Origin of the sequence: Mycobacterium sp. 1465703.0, assembly GCF_001672975.1 — a bacterium.
Lineage (GTDB): Bacteria > Actinomycetota > Actinomycetes > Mycobacteriales > Mycobacteriaceae > Mycobacterium.
Map to the genome: position 1 here is coordinate 12,236 of NZ_LZKU01000071.1, position 18,757 is coordinate 30,992.

At 67.0% G+C, this 18,757-nt stretch carries 25 protein-coding genes and 2 pseudogenes; 13 read left to right on the forward strand and 14 right to left on the reverse strand.

The window, feature by feature from the left end:
• Nucleotides 1-57: 57 nt before the first annotated feature.
• A complete protein-coding gene (locus A5625_RS06495; protein ID WP_197515992.1) occupies nucleotides 58-1,773 on the forward strand; it encodes a sodium:proton antiporter in 1,716 nt (571 codons plus the stop codon).
• Nucleotides 1,774-1,815: 42 nt separating this feature from the next.
• Here the strand turns inward: A5625_RS06495 and A5625_RS06500 are convergent, their stop codons facing one another.
• Both A5625_RS06500 and A5625_RS06505 read right to left on the reverse strand, forming a co-directional pair.
• The gene (locus A5625_RS06500; RefSeq protein ID WP_066990440.1) at nucleotides 1,816-2,442 is read right to left on the reverse strand and encodes a PaaI family thioesterase; all 627 of its coding nucleotides are present in this window, start codon (nucleotides 2,440-2,442) and stop codon (nucleotides 1,816-1,818) included.
• A gap of 36 nt (nucleotides 2,443-2,478) precedes the next feature.
• A complete protein-coding gene (locus A5625_RS06505) occupies nucleotides 2,479-3,384 on the reverse strand; it encodes an aldo/keto reductase (RefSeq protein WP_066990443.1) in 906 nt (301 codons plus the stop codon).
• Nucleotides 3,385-3,420: 36 nt separating this feature from the next.
• On the opposite strand from A5625_RS06505, the gene A5625_RS06510 reads away from it, so the two are divergent.
• Nucleotides 3,421-3,921, forward strand: coding sequence for a DUF1990 family protein (locus A5625_RS06510; RefSeq protein WP_066990574.1), 501 nt, complete (start codon nucleotides 3,421-3,423; stop codon nucleotides 3,919-3,921).
• 9 nt (nucleotides 3,922-3,930) lie between these two features.
• Here the strand turns inward: A5625_RS06510 and A5625_RS29520 are convergent.
• Nucleotides 3,931-4,106 (reverse strand): annotated as a pseudogene (locus tag A5625_RS29520) (hypothetical protein); the annotation flags it as partial.
• On the opposite strand from A5625_RS29520, the pseudogene A5625_RS06515 reads away from it, so the two are divergent.
• Nucleotides 4,087-4,356: pseudogene (locus A5625_RS06515) on the forward strand (transcriptional regulator); the annotation flags it as partial. The pseudogenes A5625_RS29520 and A5625_RS06515 overlap by 20 nt on opposite strands.
• Nucleotides 4,357-4,362: 6 nt before the next feature.
• Here A5625_RS06515 and A5625_RS06520 read toward each other — a convergent pair.
• From A5625_RS06520 to fdxA, 5 genes are all read right to left on the reverse strand, one after another.
• Nucleotides 4,363-5,304, reverse strand: a complete 942-nt coding sequence (locus A5625_RS06520) for a nitronate monooxygenase family protein (RefSeq protein WP_066990446.1) — start codon at nucleotides 5,302-5,304, stop codon at nucleotides 4,363-4,365.
• Nucleotides 5,305-5,309: 5 nt separating this feature from the next.
• Nucleotides 5,310-5,654, reverse strand: a complete 345-nt coding sequence (locus tag A5625_RS06525; protein WP_066990449.1) for a cupin domain-containing protein — start codon at nucleotides 5,652-5,654, stop codon at nucleotides 5,310-5,312.
• Between the two features lie 51 nt (nucleotides 5,655-5,705).
• Nucleotides 5,706-6,131: a hypothetical protein gene (locus A5625_RS06530; protein WP_066990452.1), complete on the reverse strand. Its 426-nt coding sequence runs from the start codon at nucleotides 6,129-6,131 to the stop codon at nucleotides 5,706-5,708.
• Entirely contained in the window at nucleotides 6,128-6,751 is a 624-nt protein-coding gene (locus A5625_RS06535; protein WP_232003482.1) for a metalloregulator ArsR/SmtB family transcription factor, read from the reverse strand. The genes A5625_RS06530 and A5625_RS06535 overlap by 4 nt, the downstream gene beginning before the upstream one ends.
• 87 nt (nucleotides 6,752-6,838) lie before the next feature.
• Nucleotides 6,839-7,192, reverse strand: coding sequence for a ferredoxin (fdxA, locus tag A5625_RS06540; RefSeq protein ID WP_066990458.1), 354 nt, complete (start codon nucleotides 7,190-7,192; stop codon nucleotides 6,839-6,841).
• A gap of 56 nt (nucleotides 7,193-7,248) precedes the next feature.
• On the opposite strand from fdxA, the gene A5625_RS06545 reads away from it, so the two are divergent.
• The 5 genes from A5625_RS06545 to A5625_RS06565 all read left to right on the forward strand — a co-directional run bounded on the left by A5625_RS06545 (nucleotide 7,249) and on the right by A5625_RS06565 (nucleotide 9,943).
• Nucleotides 7,249-7,554: a DUF2249 domain-containing protein gene (locus A5625_RS06545; RefSeq protein ID WP_066990461.1), complete on the forward strand. Its 306-nt coding sequence runs from the start codon at nucleotides 7,249-7,251 to the stop codon at nucleotides 7,552-7,554.
• Nucleotides 7,554-8,393 (forward strand): class I SAM-dependent methyltransferase, encoded by an 840-nt coding sequence (locus A5625_RS06550; RefSeq protein WP_066990464.1) that lies wholly within the window; start codon nucleotides 7,554-7,556, stop codon nucleotides 8,391-8,393. Before A5625_RS06545 ends, A5625_RS06550 begins: the two co-directional genes overlap by 1 nt.
• A gap of 165 nt (nucleotides 8,394-8,558) precedes the next feature.
• On the forward strand, nucleotides 8,559-8,777 hold the full coding sequence (locus A5625_RS06555) for a hypothetical protein (protein ID WP_197515993.1): 219 nt from the start codon (nucleotides 8,559-8,561) through the stop codon (nucleotides 8,775-8,777).
• A gap of 158 nt (nucleotides 8,778-8,935) precedes the next feature.
• Nucleotides 8,936-9,199, forward strand: coding sequence for a hypothetical protein (locus A5625_RS06560; RefSeq protein WP_066990470.1), 264 nt, complete (start codon nucleotides 8,936-8,938; stop codon nucleotides 9,197-9,199).
• A gap of 96 nt (nucleotides 9,200-9,295) precedes the next feature.
• Nucleotides 9,296-9,943, forward strand: a complete 648-nt coding sequence (locus A5625_RS06565) for a TetR/AcrR family transcriptional regulator (protein WP_066990473.1) — start codon at nucleotides 9,296-9,298, stop codon at nucleotides 9,941-9,943.
• On the opposite strand, the gene A5625_RS06570 is transcribed toward A5625_RS06565, so the two are convergent.
• The 5 genes from A5625_RS06570 to A5625_RS06590 all read right to left on the reverse strand — a co-directional run bounded on the left by A5625_RS06570 (nucleotide 9,940) and on the right by A5625_RS06590 (nucleotide 13,980).
• The gene (locus tag A5625_RS06570; protein WP_066990475.1) at nucleotides 9,940-11,160 is read right to left on the reverse strand and encodes a lyase family protein; all 1,221 of its coding nucleotides are present in this window, start codon (nucleotides 11,158-11,160) and stop codon (nucleotides 9,940-9,942) included. The genes A5625_RS06565 and A5625_RS06570 overlap by 4 nt on opposite strands.
• Entirely contained in the window at nucleotides 11,157-11,717 is a 561-nt protein-coding gene (gene pcaG, locus A5625_RS06575) for a protocatechuate 3,4-dioxygenase subunit alpha (protein WP_066990477.1), read from the reverse strand. Before pcaG ends, A5625_RS06570 begins: the two co-directional genes overlap by 4 nt.
• Entirely contained in the window at nucleotides 11,710-12,468 is a 759-nt protein-coding gene (gene pcaH, locus A5625_RS06580; protein WP_066990480.1) for a protocatechuate 3,4-dioxygenase subunit beta, read from the reverse strand. Before pcaH ends, pcaG begins: the two co-directional genes overlap by 8 nt.
• 61 nt (nucleotides 12,469-12,529) lie before the next feature.
• Entirely contained in the window at nucleotides 12,530-13,015 is a 486-nt protein-coding gene (locus A5625_RS06585) for a hemerythrin domain-containing protein (RefSeq protein ID WP_066990482.1), read from the reverse strand.
• Nucleotides 13,012-13,980 carry a Rieske 2Fe-2S domain-containing protein gene (locus tag A5625_RS06590; RefSeq protein ID WP_066990496.1) on the reverse strand — a complete coding sequence of 323 codons (969 nt, stop codon included), beginning with the start codon at nucleotides 13,978-13,980 and terminating at the stop codon, nucleotides 13,012-13,014. Before A5625_RS06590 ends, A5625_RS06585 begins: the two co-directional genes overlap by 4 nt.
• 272 nt (nucleotides 13,981-14,252) lie before the next feature.
• On the opposite strand from A5625_RS06590, the gene A5625_RS06595 reads away from it, so the two are divergent.
• Genes A5625_RS06595 through A5625_RS06615 form a run of 5 tightly spaced genes read left to right on the forward strand, consistent with a single transcriptional unit; the run spans nucleotide 14,253 to nucleotide 17,911 of the window.
• A complete protein-coding gene (locus A5625_RS06595) occupies nucleotides 14,253-15,611 on the forward strand; it encodes an aromatic ring-hydroxylating dioxygenase subunit alpha (RefSeq protein WP_066990498.1) in 1,359 nt (452 codons plus the stop codon).
• On the forward strand, nucleotides 15,608-16,132 hold the full coding sequence (locus A5625_RS06600) for a 3-phenylpropionate/cinnamic acid dioxygenase subunit beta (RefSeq protein ID WP_066990501.1): 525 nt from the start codon (nucleotides 15,608-15,610) through the stop codon (nucleotides 16,130-16,132). The genes A5625_RS06595 and A5625_RS06600 overlap by 4 nt, the downstream gene beginning before the upstream one ends.
• The gene (locus A5625_RS06605) at nucleotides 16,129-16,404 is read left to right on the forward strand and encodes a dihydrodiol dehydrogenase (RefSeq protein ID WP_066990503.1); all 276 of its coding nucleotides are present in this window, start codon (nucleotides 16,129-16,131) and stop codon (nucleotides 16,402-16,404) included. Before A5625_RS06600 ends, A5625_RS06605 begins: the two co-directional genes overlap by 4 nt.
• Nucleotides 16,401-17,195, forward strand: coding sequence for a 3-(cis-5,6-dihydroxycyclohexa-1,3-dien-1-yl)propanoate dehydrogenase (gene hcaB, locus A5625_RS06610; RefSeq protein WP_066990506.1), 795 nt, complete (start codon nucleotides 16,401-16,403; stop codon nucleotides 17,193-17,195). The genes A5625_RS06605 and hcaB overlap by 4 nt, the downstream gene beginning before the upstream one ends.
• Nucleotides 17,192-17,911, forward strand: a complete 720-nt coding sequence (locus A5625_RS06615) for a class II aldolase/adducin family protein (protein WP_066990509.1) — start codon at nucleotides 17,192-17,194, stop codon at nucleotides 17,909-17,911. The genes hcaB and A5625_RS06615 overlap by 4 nt, the downstream gene beginning before the upstream one ends.
• Here A5625_RS06615 and A5625_RS06620 read toward each other — a convergent pair.
• A complete protein-coding gene (locus A5625_RS06620) occupies nucleotides 17,908-18,723 on the reverse strand; it encodes an IclR family transcriptional regulator (protein WP_066990512.1) in 816 nt (271 codons plus the stop codon). The genes A5625_RS06615 and A5625_RS06620 overlap by 4 nt on opposite strands.
• Between the last annotated feature and the right edge of the window lie 34 nt (nucleotides 18,724-18,757).

The window sequence follows — 18,757 nt, forward strand, 5'->3', positions numbered from 1 at the left end:
TCGGGGCGGTTCGGCGCCGAGCAGGGCCGTCGAGCAGGCGCCGACAAGTCCGGCAAGATGGGGTCGATGGGGGCGCAGACGGCTTTGACGTTGCTGCTCGGCGCCGTCGCGGTCATCGTGCTGGTCAACTGGATCAGCGAACGCACCGGGCTGCCCAGCGCGCCGATGCTGGTCCTGGTGGGCATCGGCTACGCGCTGGTGCCGGGGCCCAACATCAGCCTCGAACCCGACGTCGTGATGACCTGCATTTTGCCGCCGCTGCTGTTCAACGCGGCGCTGGAATCGTCGCTGGTCGGCATCCGCCGCAATCTGCGCACCGTCATCAGCCTGTCGGTGGTCCTCGTCCTGCTGACTGCGGCGTCGGTCGGCGTCGCATTCGGCTTGCTCGTCAGCGGTGCGACGCTCGCGGTGGGCATGGTGCTGGGCGCCGCGGTCGCGCCGACCGATCCGGTGGCCGCGCTCGCCGTAGCCCGTAAGGAAGGCCTCCCGCTCAACATCGTTACGCTGATCGAGGGCGAGGGGCTGCTGAATGACGCGACCGCGCTGACCACACTTTCGGTGGCCATCACGGTGGCGCGCGGCGCCGCGTTCTCCGTGCCGTCGGCGATCCGGGAGTTCGCGTTGGCGGCCCTGGGCGGCCTGGCGGTGGGCTGGGTGTTCGCCTACTTCCGGCGGCTGCTCCGCCGGTGGCGACACGACGTGCTGACGGCCAATGCGATCTCGCTCGCCACACCGTTTGTGACCTATCTGGTGGCCGAGGAGCTGTCCGCCTCCGGTGTCCTGGCGGTCGTGGTGTGTGGATTGATCGTCGGTCATGACTCGCCGCGGCTGGAATCGGGGGCGAGCCGGTTGCAGACCCGGGCTGTCTGGCGCCTGGTCAACTTCCTGCTCGAGGGCCTGGTGTTCTTGCTGATCGGCCATCAGCTGCCGGCCATTCTCGACGACCTGGGCGGCTATCAGCTGTCGACGATCGTTGTGGCGGTCTGCGTCACCGTCGCGGTGGTTCTCTTGGTGCGGCCGCTGTGGTTGCTGCTCACCCAGTCGCTTCCGCGGCCGCTGCACACCCGGCTCGGCAACGTCTCGGGCTCCGACGACGCCGACGAGGGCGAGCAATCCGACGAACCCGACACTGGGTCGAACCGCACCTCCGAGCGCCTCAGTGGCCGTGAAGTCTTCGTGCTGAGCTGGGCCGGCACCCGCGGCGTGGTCAGCCTCGCGGCGATTTTCGCGGTGCCGTTCGTGACCAACTCCGGCGCAGCGTTTCCCGACCGGGACCTGATGCTGTTCTGCACTTTGGTCGTCGTGCTGGTGACGCTGATCGGGCAGGGCATCACGTTCGGCCCGCTGGTGCGGGCGTTGGGTCTGCGCGCCGATGCCGCCGACGAACTGCGGCTGCGCAACCGGGCTCGCGCCGCCGCCGTGCGGGCCGCACTGAACAGGCTCGACTCGATGGACCAACAGGACGACGCGGACGTGGACCCCCGGGTGATCGACAGTGTGCGCCAACAGTTGTCGGCACGGCTCGAGCGGTATCAGCACCGGCTCGATCTCTTGTCGGACGCCGACGAGACGCCCGCCGCGCCCCGCTACGAGGCCGCGGTCGCCATACGCCGGCTCGCCATCGACGCCCAGCGGGACGAGCTGGTGCGCTGGCGCGATGCGGGCATGCTGCCCGACCAAAGCCTTCGCGCGATTGAACGCGAACTCGATCACGAAGAGAGCACGCTGCCGATGCGGACCCGGCGGCGACGCCGGCGCGCTCAAAGGCCTTGATTCCCTAGTGGTTCGCGGCGCTGAGGATCTCACCCACTGCGCTCAGGGCTGGCCAGGTTTGAGCCGCACGAACAGCGCTTCCGCTTCGGTCAGCAATCGGTCGCCGTCGGTCAGCCGGCCGGACACGAAGATCTTGCGCCCGTCCACCCGGTCGATGCCCGCGTCGAACTGCAGTTCTTTTTCCACCGGGACGATGTGGCGGTAGTCGATCTTGAGGTACGCGGTGCGCTGTCGCGGGCTACCGGTGAGCACCGAGGCCGACAAGCCAAGAATGGAGTCGAACAGCATCCCAAGCGCGCCGCCATGCACGGCGCCATTGCGGCCCAGATGGAACCGGGCGAAGCGGGCCTGGCCATGGATCCGGCCGTCCTCACCTTTATGCGTCGACATCGGGATGGTCAGGATGTTGCCGCGCATCGGCAGATCCATCCGGCGTCCCGACGGGGACGCCCATTCGTCGGCGTCGAACGGTGCCAGTAAGGCAGACACCTTCTCCAGCAGGTCGGCGGCCTCGGTGATCACCTCGTCGGGTGCGTCGGCGGCCCGGGCGTGATCCTGCAGCGAGCGCACCGCGTCGATGAACCTGCCGTAGTCGGGTCCGCCCTTGGTGGTGGGCTCCGGCGGATTGAATCCGCCGCCGGGGTGTCGCTGATGTTCGGCCACCACCACACCGTATTGCCCGGCCGGCGGGCTTTCGCGCGGTGGTTAGACCGGCTGCTGCGCCCCGGCCGCCGACAACGTCTCGAACTCCTCGTCGGACAGGTCGATCTCGGCGGCGGCGACGTTCTCCTCCAGGTGGGCAACCTTGGACGTCCCCGGAATCGGCAGCATCGCCGGCGAGCGTTTCAGCAACCAGGCCAACGCCAGCTGCGACGGCGTCGCGCCGTGCTCGGCGGCGATGCGCTGCAGCGGACCGTCGGCGGCGGCCAGCGGCCCGGCGGCCAGCGGGAACCACGGGATGAAACCGATGCCTTGTCTGGTCGCGGCGTCCAGCAGCGGCTCGGCGCCGCGGGCCGTCAGGTTGTACATGTTCTGCACCGACACGATCTCGGTGATCCGCAAGGCCGCGTTCAGCTGGTCGACGTTGATCTCAGACAACCCGATGTGGCGGATCTTGCCTTCGTTCTTCAACGTGAGCAGCTCGCCCACCTGATCTTCCAGCGGGAAGTTGGCGTCGATCCGGTGCAGCTGAAACAGATCGATGGTGTCCACACCCAACCGGCGCAGGCTCATCTCGCATTCCTGACGCAGATAACTCGGATTGCCCAACGGAATCCAGATGTCCGGGCCGGTGCGCAGCAGCCCAGCCTTGGTCGCGATCACCAGACCGTCGTAGGGATGCAGCGCCTCGTGGATGATCTCCTCGGATATGTAGGGGCCGTAGGAGTCGGCGGTGTCGATGAAGTTCACCCCGAGTTCGACGGCCCGGCGCAGTACCCGGACGCATTCGTCGCGGTCGGCGGGCGGCCCCCACACGCCCTTGGCCGTCAGGCGCATGGCGCCGAAGCCGAGCCGGTTGACGGTCAGATCGTCACCGAAGGTGAACGTTCCGGATGCAGCTGCAATAGTTTTCGAGTTTTTTGCGGTCACTTCTACGACCGTACGCGTCATATGCGGCCGCGCATCTCGGCGTGGCAAGCTGAGCAGGTGGACCTGCAAGCGCTCGAGGAACTGCCCCTGACCTACGCCGAAGTGGGGGCGACGGCGGCCGGTGAGCTGCCCGTCGGATACGACCATCAACACGTCGAGTGCCAAATCGGCACGGGCAAGCAGCGTTTCGAGCAAGCCGCGGCCGCCGTCATGCGCTGGGGCATGCAGCGTGGATCCGGGCTGCGGGTGCAGGCCAGCTCCGAGATCGCCGTCGTCGATGCGGTGGTGATTGTGAAGATGGGCCCGCTGCCCGCGCCGTGTCGCGTCGTCTACGTCGTCGACGAACCCGACATCCGGGGCTTCGGCTACGGCACGCTGCCCGGCCACCCGGAGTCCGGCGAGGAGCGCTTCGTGGTGCGTCGCGACCCGGTCACCGACGCGGTGTACGCGGAGGTGTCGGCGTTCTCCCGGCCCGCGACCTGGTGGAGCAAGGCCGGCGGGCCGGTGGTGAAACTGGGCCAGCGCCTCATCGCGAAGCGCTATCTGCGGGCGGTGTGACAGCGAGCGCTATCGCACGGTGACGCCGCGTCCGATGCTGCCGTGGTGCACGCCCTGCGCCAGCCGGCCCAGCGCCACAGCGCTGACGAGCAAGCCGAAGTCGCGCAGCGCGACGTCGTAGAAGCCGGAGACGGTGACCAGGTCGACATGATGCCGGCCAGCCACGCCGCGACCACCCAGGCTCCCCACGCGCTGGAACGCGCCGTCACGGTGCTCAGCCGATACGGCTATCAGCCCCGGTTCGCCGAAAACGAGGTCGAGCTCGCCAATTGCCCGTTCCACGCCTTGGCGCAGGAGCAGACGGAGCTGGCCTGCAACATGAATCACGCGCTGATCACCGGCGTGGCCGACGCACTCGCACCGCATGGCCCGGATGCCCGGCTCTGCCCCGGCCTGGACCGCTGTTGCGTGGTGCTCAGGCCCGGCCCCGGGTAGCCCACGCTATCCGCCCCAGCCGGACAACAACTTCTCGGCGCCCGTGCACATCTCGTCGATGACCTCGCCCACCGACGCGTCGCTGCGGATCATCCCAACGCCCTGACCGGCATCCACCGGAACCATCCGCCGGTCCCCGGCGGCGATCGCGGCGGCCAACTCGTCGCAGGCCTGCGCGTCCAGCGCTTCCTCGCGGCCCGTCCAGTGCTCGACGAAGTCGTTGGCCAACACCCGCGACGGGAACCGCGCCGGCCAGGGCAGGCCCTTGGCGACGTCGAAGACCCGGGTGACGGCGGTGTCGGTTTCGGTGGCCGTGACCAAGGCCCGGCGGCCGGTGTCCCCGGTCAAGGCCTCCGGACAGGCCGACAACCGGGTGCCCACCCACGCTGCGCTGGCACCTGCGGCCAGCACCGCGGCCAGGCTGCGCGCCGAGGCGACACCGCCGCCGGCCAGCACCGGCACCGAGACGGCGTCCAACACGGCGTCCAGCAGCGGCAGCAGGGCCAGCTTGTCCTCTCCATGGCCACCGCCCTCGGAGCCGCGCGCAACCAAAATGTCGACTCCGGCGTCGGCAGCCTGACGCGCCCCGATGCTGTCGTAAACCTGTGTGGCGGTGGGGATTCCGGCGTCATGCGCCTTTTCGACCCACGACCATTCGGTTCCGAAGCTGACCGACAACAAGGCGGGGCGTGCGGCCAGCGCGTCCTCGAGCAACCCGGGCTCGTTGCGCATCACCCAATCCACCATGCCGATGCCGAACCGTCCGTCGACGTGCGCCAGCTGCTCAGCGAGCAGCTCCCTGGTCGCGACGCTGCCCATGCCGACCATGCCGAGACCACCAGCGGCGGTGACCGCCGCGGCCAGACGGCCACCGGCGACCCCGCCCATCGGGGCGTTGACGATCGGGACCCGCAGCCCGAAACTCCTTGACCAAGCCGTCGACAACATCGCGGCTAGTGCGCCGAGGGAATGGTCTTGAGCACGGTCAGCAGGACCACCGAATCCTCCACGGCGTGCAGGGCGTGGCGTTCGGCGGGAATCGCGACGTACTCACCGGCCTTGCCGTCCCAGGCGTCGCCGCCGGTCGTCAGGCGCACGTGGCCGCGCAGCACCTGCAATGTCGCCTCACCTGGGCTGTCGTGCTCGGACAAATCGTGACCGGCCAGCAGGGCCAACACCGTCTGACGAAGTTCATGGGTGTGACCGCCGTGGATGGTGTGGGCGGCCCGTCCGCTGTGCGATTGCTTGGCTTCGGCGATCTTTTCGGACGAGAGGTCGGTCAGCGAAATCGATTCCATATCGGGTCCTTCGAAGTTGCAAGGCCTGCATGAAGCCTCAAGGGTCGGGAGTTAACCGCTCAGTAGCAGTATCCCCGCCACGACGAGACCGACCACCTTGACCGCCTCCAGCGCGACGTAGACGTAGTGGGCCCTGGAGCGTGGCCCTTCCGATCCGGCGAGCACCTTGTCGGCCCGACGGGTCAAAGCGGGACGCACCGCGACCAGCTGCACGGCCAAAGCGGCCACCGCGACGGCGATTGCCGCCGTCACGCCCCCGGCGGCCGGACCGGACACCACGATGGCCCCGATGACGAGCGCGAAGGCCACCTCGACTGTGTTGAGCGCGCGAAAGACCAAGCGCCCGATGCCAAGGCCGATCTGCAACGTCACGTTGGGCGCCCGAAACTTCAACGGGGCTTCGAGGAAAGAGATGGCCAGCACCATGCCGAGCCAGATGAAGGTCAGGGCGACAGCGACCGCTGTGCCGGTGTTCATTCGGCCGCTTGCAGCGTCAGATGGGCCAGACACAGATCCGGCTCGACGAACGGGTCGAGCCGGTCCACCGCGACGGGCGCGCCCCAGGTCTCCATGGCGCCTTGCATGAGGCCCAGGTGCACCGGGCAAACGACGCTGGACCGGTTCTCGGCCAGTTCCAGAAACGGGCAGTGCCGCAGTCCGACTTGCTGCTGCCCGTCGCTCACCCGGCGCTCGGGCGCGAAGCCGAGTTCGTCGAGCACATCGATCAAATGGGTGATGGCCTCTTCGGCGCTGTCGGCGCCGTCGGTCGGCAGATGCCGTTCGGCATCCATCTGCTGCCCCCAGGCCCGGCCCGCGGCCAGGGCCTTGGGCGCCGGGTCCCGCTCGGCGGCAAAGGCCGTGGCCAGGATCTCGGCCAGCAGCCGGTAGTGCCGCGTTCCGCCGCGGTCCATCTGCCGCACCGCGCGGAACATCAGCGGTGGACGTCCCGGCCCCTTACGGTCCAGCTCTACGTGTTCCACCTGCCCGTCGGCGACCAGGCTGTCGAGGTGGAAGCGCACGGTGTTGGGGTGCACACCCAGCACGTCGGCGATTCCTGCGATGCTCATCGGATCCGGCGAGGCCCGCAACAGCCGCATGACGGCGCGTCGCCGGCCTGCCGATTCCCCGGTAGACGAGTCCTGCAACTTCTGAGACTTCAAAGGGCCCCTCCCGCTCTTAGTCCGTTACGCCCCGTCGGGAGCGGCACTGGGCTGGCCCGCCACCAAGGGTGTGTCGACACCGAGGCGACCGAGCTTGCCCGCCCCGCCCGGTGACCCCAAGGGGGCGTCACGACCCGGCAGCGTTTCAGCGAAGAACGCCTCATTGTCGGCCAGGTACGGCTTGAGGTCCTCGGGCAGGTCATCTTCGTAATAAATCGCCTCCACCGGACACACCGGTTCACAAGCGCCGCAATCGACGCATTCGTCGGGATGAATGTAGAGCGCCCGACCGCCCTCGTAAATGCAATCCACCGGGCACTCGTCGACGCATGCGCGGTCCATCACATCGATGCACGGCTTCCCGATCACGTAGGTCATGCGTTAGAGTTTACACAACATAGCTTGTAAAAACTAGGGCGAAGGTCGAAGACGCTATGGCCGCCAACGAACTTGACATACGTCAGCTGCGCAAGCCGGACAAGCACCCGAGAATCTTCGCGAAATACGCCGCGCTGCAAGTCGGCGAATCGTTCGTCTTGGTCAACAACCACGACCCCAAGCACTTGCACGGCGAATTCGAGGCTGATTACCCGGGCGGCTACGACTGGGAGTACCTCGACAAGGGTCCCACCGTCTGGCGAATCCGAATCGGTAAACTTAGCGACACCCCACCCCCGGTGCGCCGGGGCCTGGAGTTGCCTCTGAAGCCGGTGGAAAGCTCTGCGCGGCAGGAGGTCTGATGCCAGGACAACGACCAGGTTCCGAACGTCGACTGCCGTCGTCGAGCCGCGCCGACGACGCGGTTGCCGGCCATTGGCTGCTCGCGCGACTGGGCAAGCGGGTGCTTCGCCCCGGTGGTGTCGAGCTCACCCGCACCCTGCTGTCCCAGGCGCAGCTGAGCGGAGCCGACGTCGTCGAATTGGCGCCCGGCCTGGGCCGCACCGCCACCGAGATCGTGGCCCGCGGACCTCGGTCGTACGTGGGCGCCGAAGGCGACCCGGACGCGGCCAACGTGGTGCGCGGCGTGCTCAGCGATCTCGGCGCGCATAATGCAGCCGTGCGGGTCGCGGATGCGGCGGCCACCGGATTACCGGATGCCAGCAGCGATGTCGTCATCGGCGAGGCGATGCTGAGCATGCAGGGCGATGCGGCCAAGCGGGCCATCGTCGCCGAGGCGGCGCGGGTGTTGCGGCCGGGCGGCCGCTACGCGATCCACGAACTGGCCCTCACTCCGGACAACGTGCCCGAGGAGATCAGCACCGACATCCGGCAGGCACTCGCCCGGGCGATCAAGGTGAACGCCCGCCCGTTGACCGTCGCGGAGTGGTCGAAGCTGCTCGCCGAGCATGGCTTGGTGGTCGATCGGGTCGCGACCGCACCGATGGCACTGTTGCAGCCGCGCCGGTTGGTCGCCGACGAAGGGTTCTTCGGTGCGCTGCGATTCGCCAGGAACGTGGCCGTGCATCGGGACGCGCGTAAGCGGGTTCTGGCGATGCGCCGCACGTTCCGCAAACATCGCAAACAGTTGGCCGCCGTCGCCCTCGTCGCGCATAAGCCGGCGGCATCCGGCAGCGCCTGACAACCGCTGGGAGGCTTCGACCTTCGCCTTTGCGTCGCGGCCGACTTTGGCTCCGTTCCGCAATCTGTGCGTGACGGTTTAGTGACGCCCCCTGACGTAACTTGGCTGCGGCAGTTGCGGGGAGAACGAAGGAGCTTGCCGACTATGGGTGTTACGCCACCGTTGCTGACGGAGTCCGACCTCGATGCGTTGGCTTCGGACTTCCTGCAGTCGCATTACCTCGGGGCCATTTACGCCGATTGGTCACCGGATCGGCGGCTGGACATGTTCTTGAGGCGGCGCGGCCTCGCCCGGGTGGCCAACGACGGCGACCTGTCCCACAACGTCTTAGAACGCATCATGACCCGCAGCCGCGCCTCGCTGACGCGGCGCCGAATTCAGTAGGACCAGGTAGGCGATCCGATGACAAAAGAGATGAAAAAAACGGGATTTCCCACGGCCGAAATGCCGACCAACACATTGGTACAGACGTACTATTGTGCCCTAGAGCCGAACGTGGTGCCGGGATCGGACGAGTCGTTGGGGCTAGCGGGGAGGGGACGATGAATTCACCGAAATGGATGGTTCATTGGTCGCAACGCAGGCCTTCGGCCACCATCTACCAGTTGACCGACCGCCTCCACAACGGACACATCGCCCGGGTACCCGCACATCAGATCACGGCGACGCTATCGGCCTGGCTGGCCGACCTGGGCGCCAACAGCCCGTTGGTCGACGAACTCGAGCGCGCCGTGTGCGGTGGCGACTGGGCGGCCGCGCATGCGCTGAGTGAATGCTTGTCGATCGAGATCGCGGTTGCCGACTAAGAAGTCGCCAGCAAAGCACGGTTCTTAATCGACATTATTGCTGGTTTTCATCAACAGTTTTGTTGACGTATATCGACGTGCCCAACAGTAACGGGCGTGTCCGACTTCCCGACACAAACGAAGTATCCGCAGGCCTCGCGGGGCCGCCGCGCGTCGCAGCACGCCGGTGACGACCGCGAGCAAGCGATACTGGCCACCGCCGAGCGGCTACTGCAGGAAAGGCCGCTGGCCGACTTTTCCGTCGACGACTTAGCAAAAGGCGCCGGAATATCGCGACCCACCTTCTACTTCTATTTCCGGTCGAAAAACGCGGTGCTGTTGTCGCTGCTCGATCAGATGAACAGCAAGGCGCAAGCGGCACTGGGAGCGCTCGACGTCGTCTCCAGCGGTGACCCCGAGGCGATCTGGCGGGCGCGCATCGAATCGTTCTTCGAGGTGTCCGGATCGCACCGGGCGGTCGCCGTCGCGGGCGCGGCGGCCACAGCGACCAACCCCGAGGCGCGCCAGTTGTGGTCGGCGCTGATGAGCAAGTGGATCTCCTACACGACCATCGCGATCAAGTCCGAGCAAGGTCGCGGTGCCGCCCCCGACACCATCCCGGCCGCGGAGCTGTCCGTGGCGCTCAACATGTTGAGCGAGCGGATGATGGCCGCCACGTTCGCCGCCGAGGACCAGGCGATTCCCGAAGACCGGGTAATCGACACGCTGCTGCACATCTGGCTGGCCAGCATTTACCTGCGCTAACCCAGCGCCCGCGCAGCACGGGTCAGGCTCTCGTCGACCAATCGGTCGACGGCGCCGAAGTAGGTCGACGACGGCTCTTTGCCCACCAAGTCGGCTATCGCCCGCTGTTCACCCAACACGTCTGCAGCATCCAGGTTTTCGGCCATACGTTGCGTGTGTACGGTCAAGCCGGACAGTAACTCCCCGCTTTGAGATGCCGCGACGACGGTGCGCCGGCCGAGCGTGCGCAGGGTGTCCCATTCGGCATGCCATGCCCCGTCCGGGCGCTCGTCGTTGGCCAGTGCCGCCGCGGTGTGCAGCGTCGCGGCCAATGGCGGTGCCGCGATGGCGGCGCGACGCAGCAGGATTGAGAGCACCGGATTTCGCTTATGCGGCATCGATGACGAGCCGCCGCGCTCCCCGGTTGTCGGCTCGCTGAGTTCGGCGATCTCCGGGCGGGCCAGCGTGACGATGTCGGAGGCGATGCGACCCCAGCAGTCGGTGCAGCTCACGAAGGCGTCGGCGGCCGCGGTGATGGGTGCGCGGGCGGTGTGCCACGCGGGCCGGTCATGCAAGCCCAAAGTGGTTGCGGCGCTGTGGACTAGCTGAGCCGAGACTGCGGCCGGGTCGGTGGAGCCGGTGAGCAATGCCGCCAACTCCGTGGTGGCGGCCAGTGTCCCGGCGGCGCCGCCGATCTGGATGGGCGTGACCAGCGCGGCCACCCGCTCGAATGCGTCCACGACGCCGTCCAGCCAGCCGGCGGCCTTGACGCCGAACGTGGTGGGCGCGGCGTGCTGGGTGAGGGTGCGGGCCAGCATGGGCGTGGCCCGGTGCCGGGCGGCGAGTTCGGACAGTGTGGAAATCTGCTGTCGCAGCTGTGTTTTCAGGTTATCGGCGACGGCGCGCACGGCCTGCATCAGCCCGGTGTCCAAGACGTCTTGGCTGGTGAGTCCGCGATGGATCCACGGGGCGATGCCCGGTTCGGCCCGCCGGCGCAGCAGTTTCACCAGGGGAATGACCGGGTTTCCGCCGTCTTCGGCACTGACCGCCAGCGCCTCACAATCGTTGAGCGTGATCGATTTCGACAGATCCACCGCGGCGCATTCGGCCGGAGCAATGCCGGCAGCCACCAGCGCGCTCAGCCACGCGGATTCCACCGCGACCATCGATGCCAGCAGCGCCCGATCGCTCAGGTGCTCACCGGCGCGGTGGTCTCCGGGCCACAACAGGTTGGTCATCGTGCGACGTCCCGGTACTCCAAGAACACGGTTTCGGCCGGCCCCTGCAGATGGATGTCGAAACGGTAAGCGGTGCCGTCATTTTCGGTGACGCAGAACAATGTGTGCGAGCGCTCGGCGTCGAGCGCCGCCAGCAGCGGGTCGGCATGCGGATCGCCGCCGGGCAGGTAGGCGCGGGTGAAAAGCCGGTTTAGCAGGCCGCGGGCGAACACGGTGAGCGCGAAGAACGGTGGACGCCCGGCGAGTACCGTACCGGGCGTCAATGTGGTGAAGGCGTAGTCTCCGGCGGCGTCGGTCGCGCAACGGCCCCACCCGGTGAACGCGGGGTCACGGCGCAGCGAACCGGCTTGTTGTGGAATCCTTCCCGCGCTGTCGGGTTGCCACAGTTCCACCAGTGCGTCCGGGACGGCGACACCGGCGCCGTCGTACACGGTGCCGTGCAGTCGGATGGCCTGCGGATGGCCGTCGTCGACCAACGTGTTGTCGCCGGGATACGGCAATCCCAGGTCGAGGAAGGGCCCGACCGTTTGTGCTGGCGTGCAAGCAGATTCAGTCATGCTCACCTTCGGTCGGGGTCCGGCCGCGACCGGCCAACACGATGTCCCACCGGTAGCCGGTCGCGTATTGCGGTTCGGTGAGGTCGTGGTCGTAGCGGGCGATCAGCCGTTGCCGCGCGGCGGGATCGAGGATGGACTGGAAGATCGGATCGAGCTCGAACATCGGGTCGCCCGGGAAGTACATCTGGGTGACCAGGCGCTGGGTGAAAGCTGTTCCGAAGAGCGAGAAATGGATGTGCGCAGGGCGCCACGCGTTGTGGTGGTTTTGCCACGGATAGGGGCCGGGCTTGATGGTCCGGAAACGGTAGCTGCCGTCCGGCCCGGTCAGACAGCGGCCCGCGCCGGTGAAGTTCGGGTCCAGTGGTGCGGGGTGCTGGTCGCGCTGGTGGCGGTAACGACCGGCCGCATTGGCTTGCCAGATCTCGACCAACTGGCCCGCCACTGGCCGGCCGGCTTGGTCGAGGACGCGACCGGCGATGACGACGCGCTCCCCGATCGGCTCACCGGGGTGACCGGCCGTCAGGTCGGCGTCGAGCGGGTCGACGTCTTGCCGGCCGAAGCACGGGGCCCAGCGTTCGACGCCCTCGGGATCGACGAGCACCAGCGGTCGCTTCGGGTGGCGCAACCTCGTGCTGCGGTACGGTGGATAGTCCAGCCGCGGCTGCCCGCCTTGCCCGACGGGGTATTGCGCTGCGATGCGGGCGATCTCCGCCGTGATGTCACCCTGAGAAGCGAGACACTCGGGCTTCATGAGCCGTGACGCTACTCCCGGTGGCCCGCCGAATCCCGCAAGCGGGCGGTGTCGTCGGCTGCTACAGGGCGCGCACCAATGCCGCGCGGCCCTTGGTTCGCAGGCGGTGGATGGCCGAGCCGCGGTACTGCTCGATCTTGGCGGCCATCTTGTTGCCCAGCTCTTCGATCTCCGCATCGGTGATCTTCACTTCCGGCGGCGCCGGGATCATGTCGCGTTCCTCTTCGTCGGCGTGGGCCTCCAGCACGGTTTTGAAGGAATTCCACTCGTCCTCGTAACCGGGCGCGCTCTGCGGGGTCTTGAGCAGCACGGAAAGCTGGTCGACCACCTGACGATGCTCGGCATGGGCGACCGCGATCAGCTTGCTGGCATCTTTGAGCGCCGGGTAGTACAGGTCGTCCTCGATGCGGAAATGAATGTCCAGCTCGATCAGCAGATCGTCGAAAAGGGCATGCCGCTCTTCGGAATTCACCGGCGCCTCGCTGATCTTGCGGCCGAGGCCCTTGATCACGATGTGGTGCTCTTTGAGCACGTCATAGGCGTTCAATTGGCTTCTCCTTTTGCGATTCCTACCGCGCCGCCGGGAGCGTGCTGCGCGCCGCGGACTTCGACCACTCCGTCGACCAGTCGCGCCTCATAGCACGGCAGCGGCGCTGCTGCCGGCCCGCGGACAACTTCCCCGGATTCGGCCGCGAACCATGAACCGTGCCAGGGGCATACCAGCCGGCCCCGGTCCAGCCAGCCGTCGGCCATCGGCGCGGCCAGGTGCGGACAGAATTCCCCGTACGCCGCGACCTCGCCCGGTTTGGTCTGGCAGACCACCAGGCCCACTCCGTCGACCTCGACCCGTACCGGTTTGCCGTTCAGCGAACTCGCCGGCAGCACCGGCGTCCAGGTGGAGGTGCGCAGCCGCGGACCGGACTGATCGATGCCGATCCCGGACTCGAACACCAGCGCCCCACCGAGATAGCTGCCGGCGACGGTGATGCCGTAGCCCAGGGCGGTGAGCACGATGCCGCGACCGTGCCGGCCCTTGCGCCGGTCCCACCACGACTGCATGTACAGCGCGGTCGCCAGCACGTTCACCAGGCCGTGCACCGCGCCGACCCGTCGGTCTTCCTGGTGGGTGTGCTGCCAGTCGGTGACGCCGGTGACGGCCGAGCCGATGCTGGCCAGGATGCCTACCCCGAGTGCCCGGCAGGCAAATCGCGATGCGTCGATGACTTCGGTCGGGGGTTGTCCGGGCAGCACGCTCAACGCGTCGAGCGCCACCGTGGTGCCCAGGGCGCCACTGGTCAGTGACGCCAGCGGTGGATGCACCGGGTGCCCGAGCCAGACCCCGTTGAGCGCGTTGGTGACGGTGTTGCGGGCGCCGCCCAGCCCGTTGTAGGCGAAGCTGAGCAGGTGTTCGAACCGATAGCTCGGTCGATCAATCCATTCCTGGCGTCCGATAGCGGCCACAATCTTCGATCCGACCTGCTGCAATCGACCCCCTCGTGGCCGACTCACCATGACACCAGTCCTTCCTCAGATCAGCGGAAAACGGCGGCTATTTTCCGCAAAACCGGCCGATTACCCCTTGTTTACTTCGCGCTCACCATCGCGGAGTGGCTGTCGTGACCCACCGTAGCCGCGGGCTTCCAGCAATTAATTGCGTGCCACCTGTGAGTTAGCACCGAGCATTCTTGTAGAAGCCTGGCGGCTCGGTTGCTTGGTGATTGACCGACGGCGAAGACTGCGGGATTCTACTGAGCGGAGGGTATTTCTGTAGAACAGAGGAGTTCATGGCAGGCCATCGCGGCGAATTGGTGCAGGTCTTCGAGAACGTGCGCCGGGGAATGATCCCCGCGCACATCTACAACGACCAGGAACTGTTCGCGCTGGAGAGGGAGCGGCTGTTCAGCCGGGCGTGGACGTTCGTGGGCCACGAGTCCGAGATCCCGCAGGACGGCGACTACGTGGTGCGCCGGGTCCTCGACGACTCCTTCATCATCACCCGCGACTCGCAAGGCACGGTGCGGGCGCTGTTCAATATGTGCCTGCATCGCGGGATGCAGGTCTGTCGCGCGGAGCTGGGAAACGCTTCCAACTTCCGCTGCCCCTACCACGGCTGGACGTACCGCAACGACGGTCGGCTGACCGGGCTGCCGTTCCACCGGGAGGCCTACGGCGGCGACGAGGGGTTCGCCAAAGACCAAACCCTTTTGCCTGCACCGAATTTCGCGAGCTACAACGGCCTGATGTTCATCAGCCTGGATCCGCACGCCGAACCATTGCGGGATTTCCTCGGCGATTTCGTCTTCTATCTGGACTACTACACCAAACAGAGCGCCGGCGGTGTCGAAGTGCGCGGCCCGCAGCGCTGGCGGATCAAGGCCAACTGGAAGATCGGCGCGGAGAACTTCGCCGGCGACATGTACCACACCCCGCACACCCATGCGTCGATCGTCGACATCGGACTGTTCCGCGAACCGAAGGCGCAAAAACGCAAGGACGGCGCCACGTATTGGGCGCACCGCGGCGGCGGAACCACCTACAAACTCCCCCCGGGCAGCTTCGAGGAGCGGATGCGCTACGTCGGCTACCCCGACGAGATGATCGGCCGGATCAAAGACGTGTGGACACCGCGACAGCAACGGGTGGTCGGTGACGACGGGTTCATGATCTCGGCCGCAACGTGTTTCCCCAACCTCAGCTTCGTGCACAACTGGCCCAAGGTGCGCGACCGCGATGACCATCGGCAGGCCGAGGTGCTGCCGTTCATCTCGATTCGGTTGTGGCAGCCGATCACTGCGCACGAGACCGAGGTCTGCTCGTGGTTCGCGGTGGATTCCGCGGCTCCCCCGCAGTACAAACAAGACTCGTACAAGGCGTACCTGATGTGCTTCGGGTCGACCGGCATGTTCGAGCAAGACGATGTGGAGAACTGGGTGTCGCTGACGACCACCGCAGGCGGTTCCATGGCACGACGGCTGTTGCTGAACAGCCGGATGGGTCTGCTCGCCGACGACCGTCCCGTCATCGAGGCGTTGTCGCCCAGCGCTTTCCACGGGCCCGGACGCGCGCAAGTCGGCTATAACGAACACAACCAACGGGCGTTGCTGAACATGTGGGCCGACTATCTGCAGCGGGTACCGGCATGAAGCCCTTGCCATTTAATGACACTCGGCACGTGGCGGCGCATCAGTTCCTGGTCGATGAGGCGTATCTGCTCGATGCCCAACAGTATGAGGCGTGGCTGGACACGCTGACCGACGACGTTCACTACGCCATGCCGGTGCGCGTCACAACCGCGCGCGGTGCCGGGTTCGACACGTCACCGGGGATGGACCATTTCGACGAGGACAAGTACTCGCTGAACCAGCGGGTCGCGCGGATGGGCACCGACCACGTGTGGGCCGAGGACCCGCCGTCTCGGCTGCGGCATTTCATCACCAACGTGCGCACCTTTGAGCCGGACGACCCAGAAGACAAAGCCCACCTGGTGGTCGAATCGGCCGAACTGCTGTTTCGCAGCCGGGGCGACGTCAACGACAGCGCCTTGATGTCGTGCGGGCGCAAGGACGTGTTGCGCTGGTGCGATGATCGCTGGAAGCTGGCCCGCCGCACGATCATCGCCGACGAGTCGGTACTTCGGATGCAGAACCTGGCGGTGTTTTTATGAGCGATGTTCGCGATGAGCTACAGCAGCTGTTGGACGGCACGGTCGGCGAACCTATCAGCGTCGCAAACGAATTCACCGAGGTCATGGTGCGCCGTGTCGACACTCGCAACGGATCACGCCTGCTGATCAGTGCGCCCAGATCCGGGCAGTGGATCACCCTGGACGCTCTAGAGGTCGAGGCATTGACCTGGCAGAATCCCCGTACTCTGGCGGCCATGGTCGGCAATTCCCACGCGCCGCTGCTGCCGGACGAAAGCGAACCGCAACCATGACCGGCTGGTTGGCCGGCAAGCGCGCACTGGTGGTGGGTGCCGGCTCGGGGATCGGCCGGTCCGTCGTCGACGCGTTCAGCAACGAAGGCGCGAAAGTCGCTGCGCTGGAACGTGACCCACGCAAGTGCGAAGGGTTGCGACAGCAGTTGCCGCAGGTCCCGGTGGTCGAGGGTGACGCCACCACCCGCGAGGCCAATGACCGCGCCGTCGCCGCGGCCGAGGATGCCTTCGACGGGTTGGACACCCTGGTCAACTGCGTGGGCGTCTTCGACTTCTACCGGGGCCTCGATGACATCGACACCGATCTGCTGTCCGATGCGTTCGACGAGATGTTTCGTACCAACGTGCTGAGTCATCTGCAGTCGATAAAGGCCGCGCTCCCGGCGCTGCGCACGGCGAGCGGATCCTCGATCGTGCTGACCGAGTCGGCGTCGTCGTTCTACCCCGGACGTGGCGGTGTGCTCTACGTATCCTCGAAATTCGCGGTACGCGGACTGGTTTCGGCATTGGCGTACGAACTTGCGCCACACATCCGGGTCAACGGGGTGGCGCCCGGCGGCACGCTCAACACCGACCTGCGCGGCCTGTCCAGCCTGGGACTCGACCAGACCCGCCTGGACGACAGCCCTGATCGGGCGCACCAGGTGGCCGCGCGCACTCCCCTGCACGTCGCGCTCTCGGGTGAGGATCACGCGTGGAGTTATGTGTTCCTGGCCTCAGACCGCTCCCGCGGGTTCACCGGCGAAACCGTCCGGCCAGACGGCGGTTTCGGACTGGGGGCACCGCGATGACCGTCCTGGACGAGGAGCGCGCTCTGGTGGCCCAGGGCTGCCGCGTCGCGGCGGCCCGCGGCCTGGTCGATGGCATCCTCGGCCACCTGAGCCTGCGGATCGACGACGAGCACCTGCTGGTGCGCTGCCGAAGCGATACCGATACCGGGGTGGCGTTCACCCGGCCCAGCGACATCCGGCTGATCAACTTTGACGGCAGCGCCGGTGCCCCAGGCGAACTCGACGGCTATCGCGTTCCCAACGAGCTGCCGATCCACGTCGAGACCATGCTGGCCGATGCACGGCACGTCGCCGTCGCGCACCTGCATCCACCGGACGTGGTCGCCGCCGACCTGGCCGGCATCACGATCAGGCCGATCTACGGCGCCTTCGACATTCCCGGCGCCTGGCTGGCACGCGGCGGTGTACCCGTCTACGAACGCGCTGTGCTGATCCGGAATTCGCGGCTGGGCAAGGAAATGGTGGCGGCGATGCGTGGCCGGCCGGTGGTGATCTGTCGCGGACACGGAATCACCAGCGTCTCGGCCACCGTGCCGCAGGCGGTGCTGCAGGCGATCAGCCTGGACACGCTGGCCCGAATGTCGTTGCGGGTGCACGCGGCCGGCGGCACCTGTAACGACATCGACGACGCGGACTGGGATGACTTGCCGGACTTGGGATCTGCGTTCACCGCCGAGGCCGCCTGGCGCCACGAGGTGGCACGGCTAACGGGTTAGCCGAGCTGATCGCCAATCTCCTTGGCGGCCGCGACAAGCGCCGCGGCCACCGCGGGGTACCGGGAAGCCTCCAGCCGGTTCTGCGGCGCGGCGGCGTTGAGCGCGAGCCGCAGCCCGGGCGCGCGGGTCGGAATCGGCACCGCGACCGACGCGACGCCTTCCTCACTCTCTTCACGGTTGGTGGCGTAGCCACGCTCGCGGATATCGGCCAATTCGGCCTCCAGCCGGCTGCGGCTGCCGATCGAATGCGAGGTGATGCGCTTCAACCGCTCGCGCGGCAGCAGCGCACGCAATTCCGGCGGCGACAACTGGGCCAGCATGACCTTGCCCGTCGAGGTGCAATGGGCGGGCATGGCGCGGCCCAGCCTGGACGCCACCCGCACCGCGGCCGGACCCTCGACGGCGGCCACGAATCGCACGCTCGCACCATCCAGCATTCCGACGTGCACCGTCTCGCGCAGTTGCTCGCTGAGGCTGCGCATGACGGGCACGGCGGACCGCGCGATGTCGATGCGGCCGAAGATCGCGAACGCCACCCCGGTCAACGACGGACCGGGCAGATACGCCTTGGACACCGGGTCTTGCCGGACGAAACCGCGATAGGCCAGCATCGCCAGCAGCCGATGCGCGGTCGACGACGCCACGCCCAGATAGCGGGTCGCCTCGCTCAACCGGATCTGGGGCTGTTCGCCCAGCAACAACAACAGCTTGAGCGCGTTGTCGACCGACTCGATCGGGTATTGCGGCGCAAGCGGATCGGCGGCCGGCGCCGCAGCGGCGCTCGAGTCGGCCGACTCGCGCTTGCGTGGCATGCGTCCACGGTAACCAGTTATGGGCGCGGCTTCG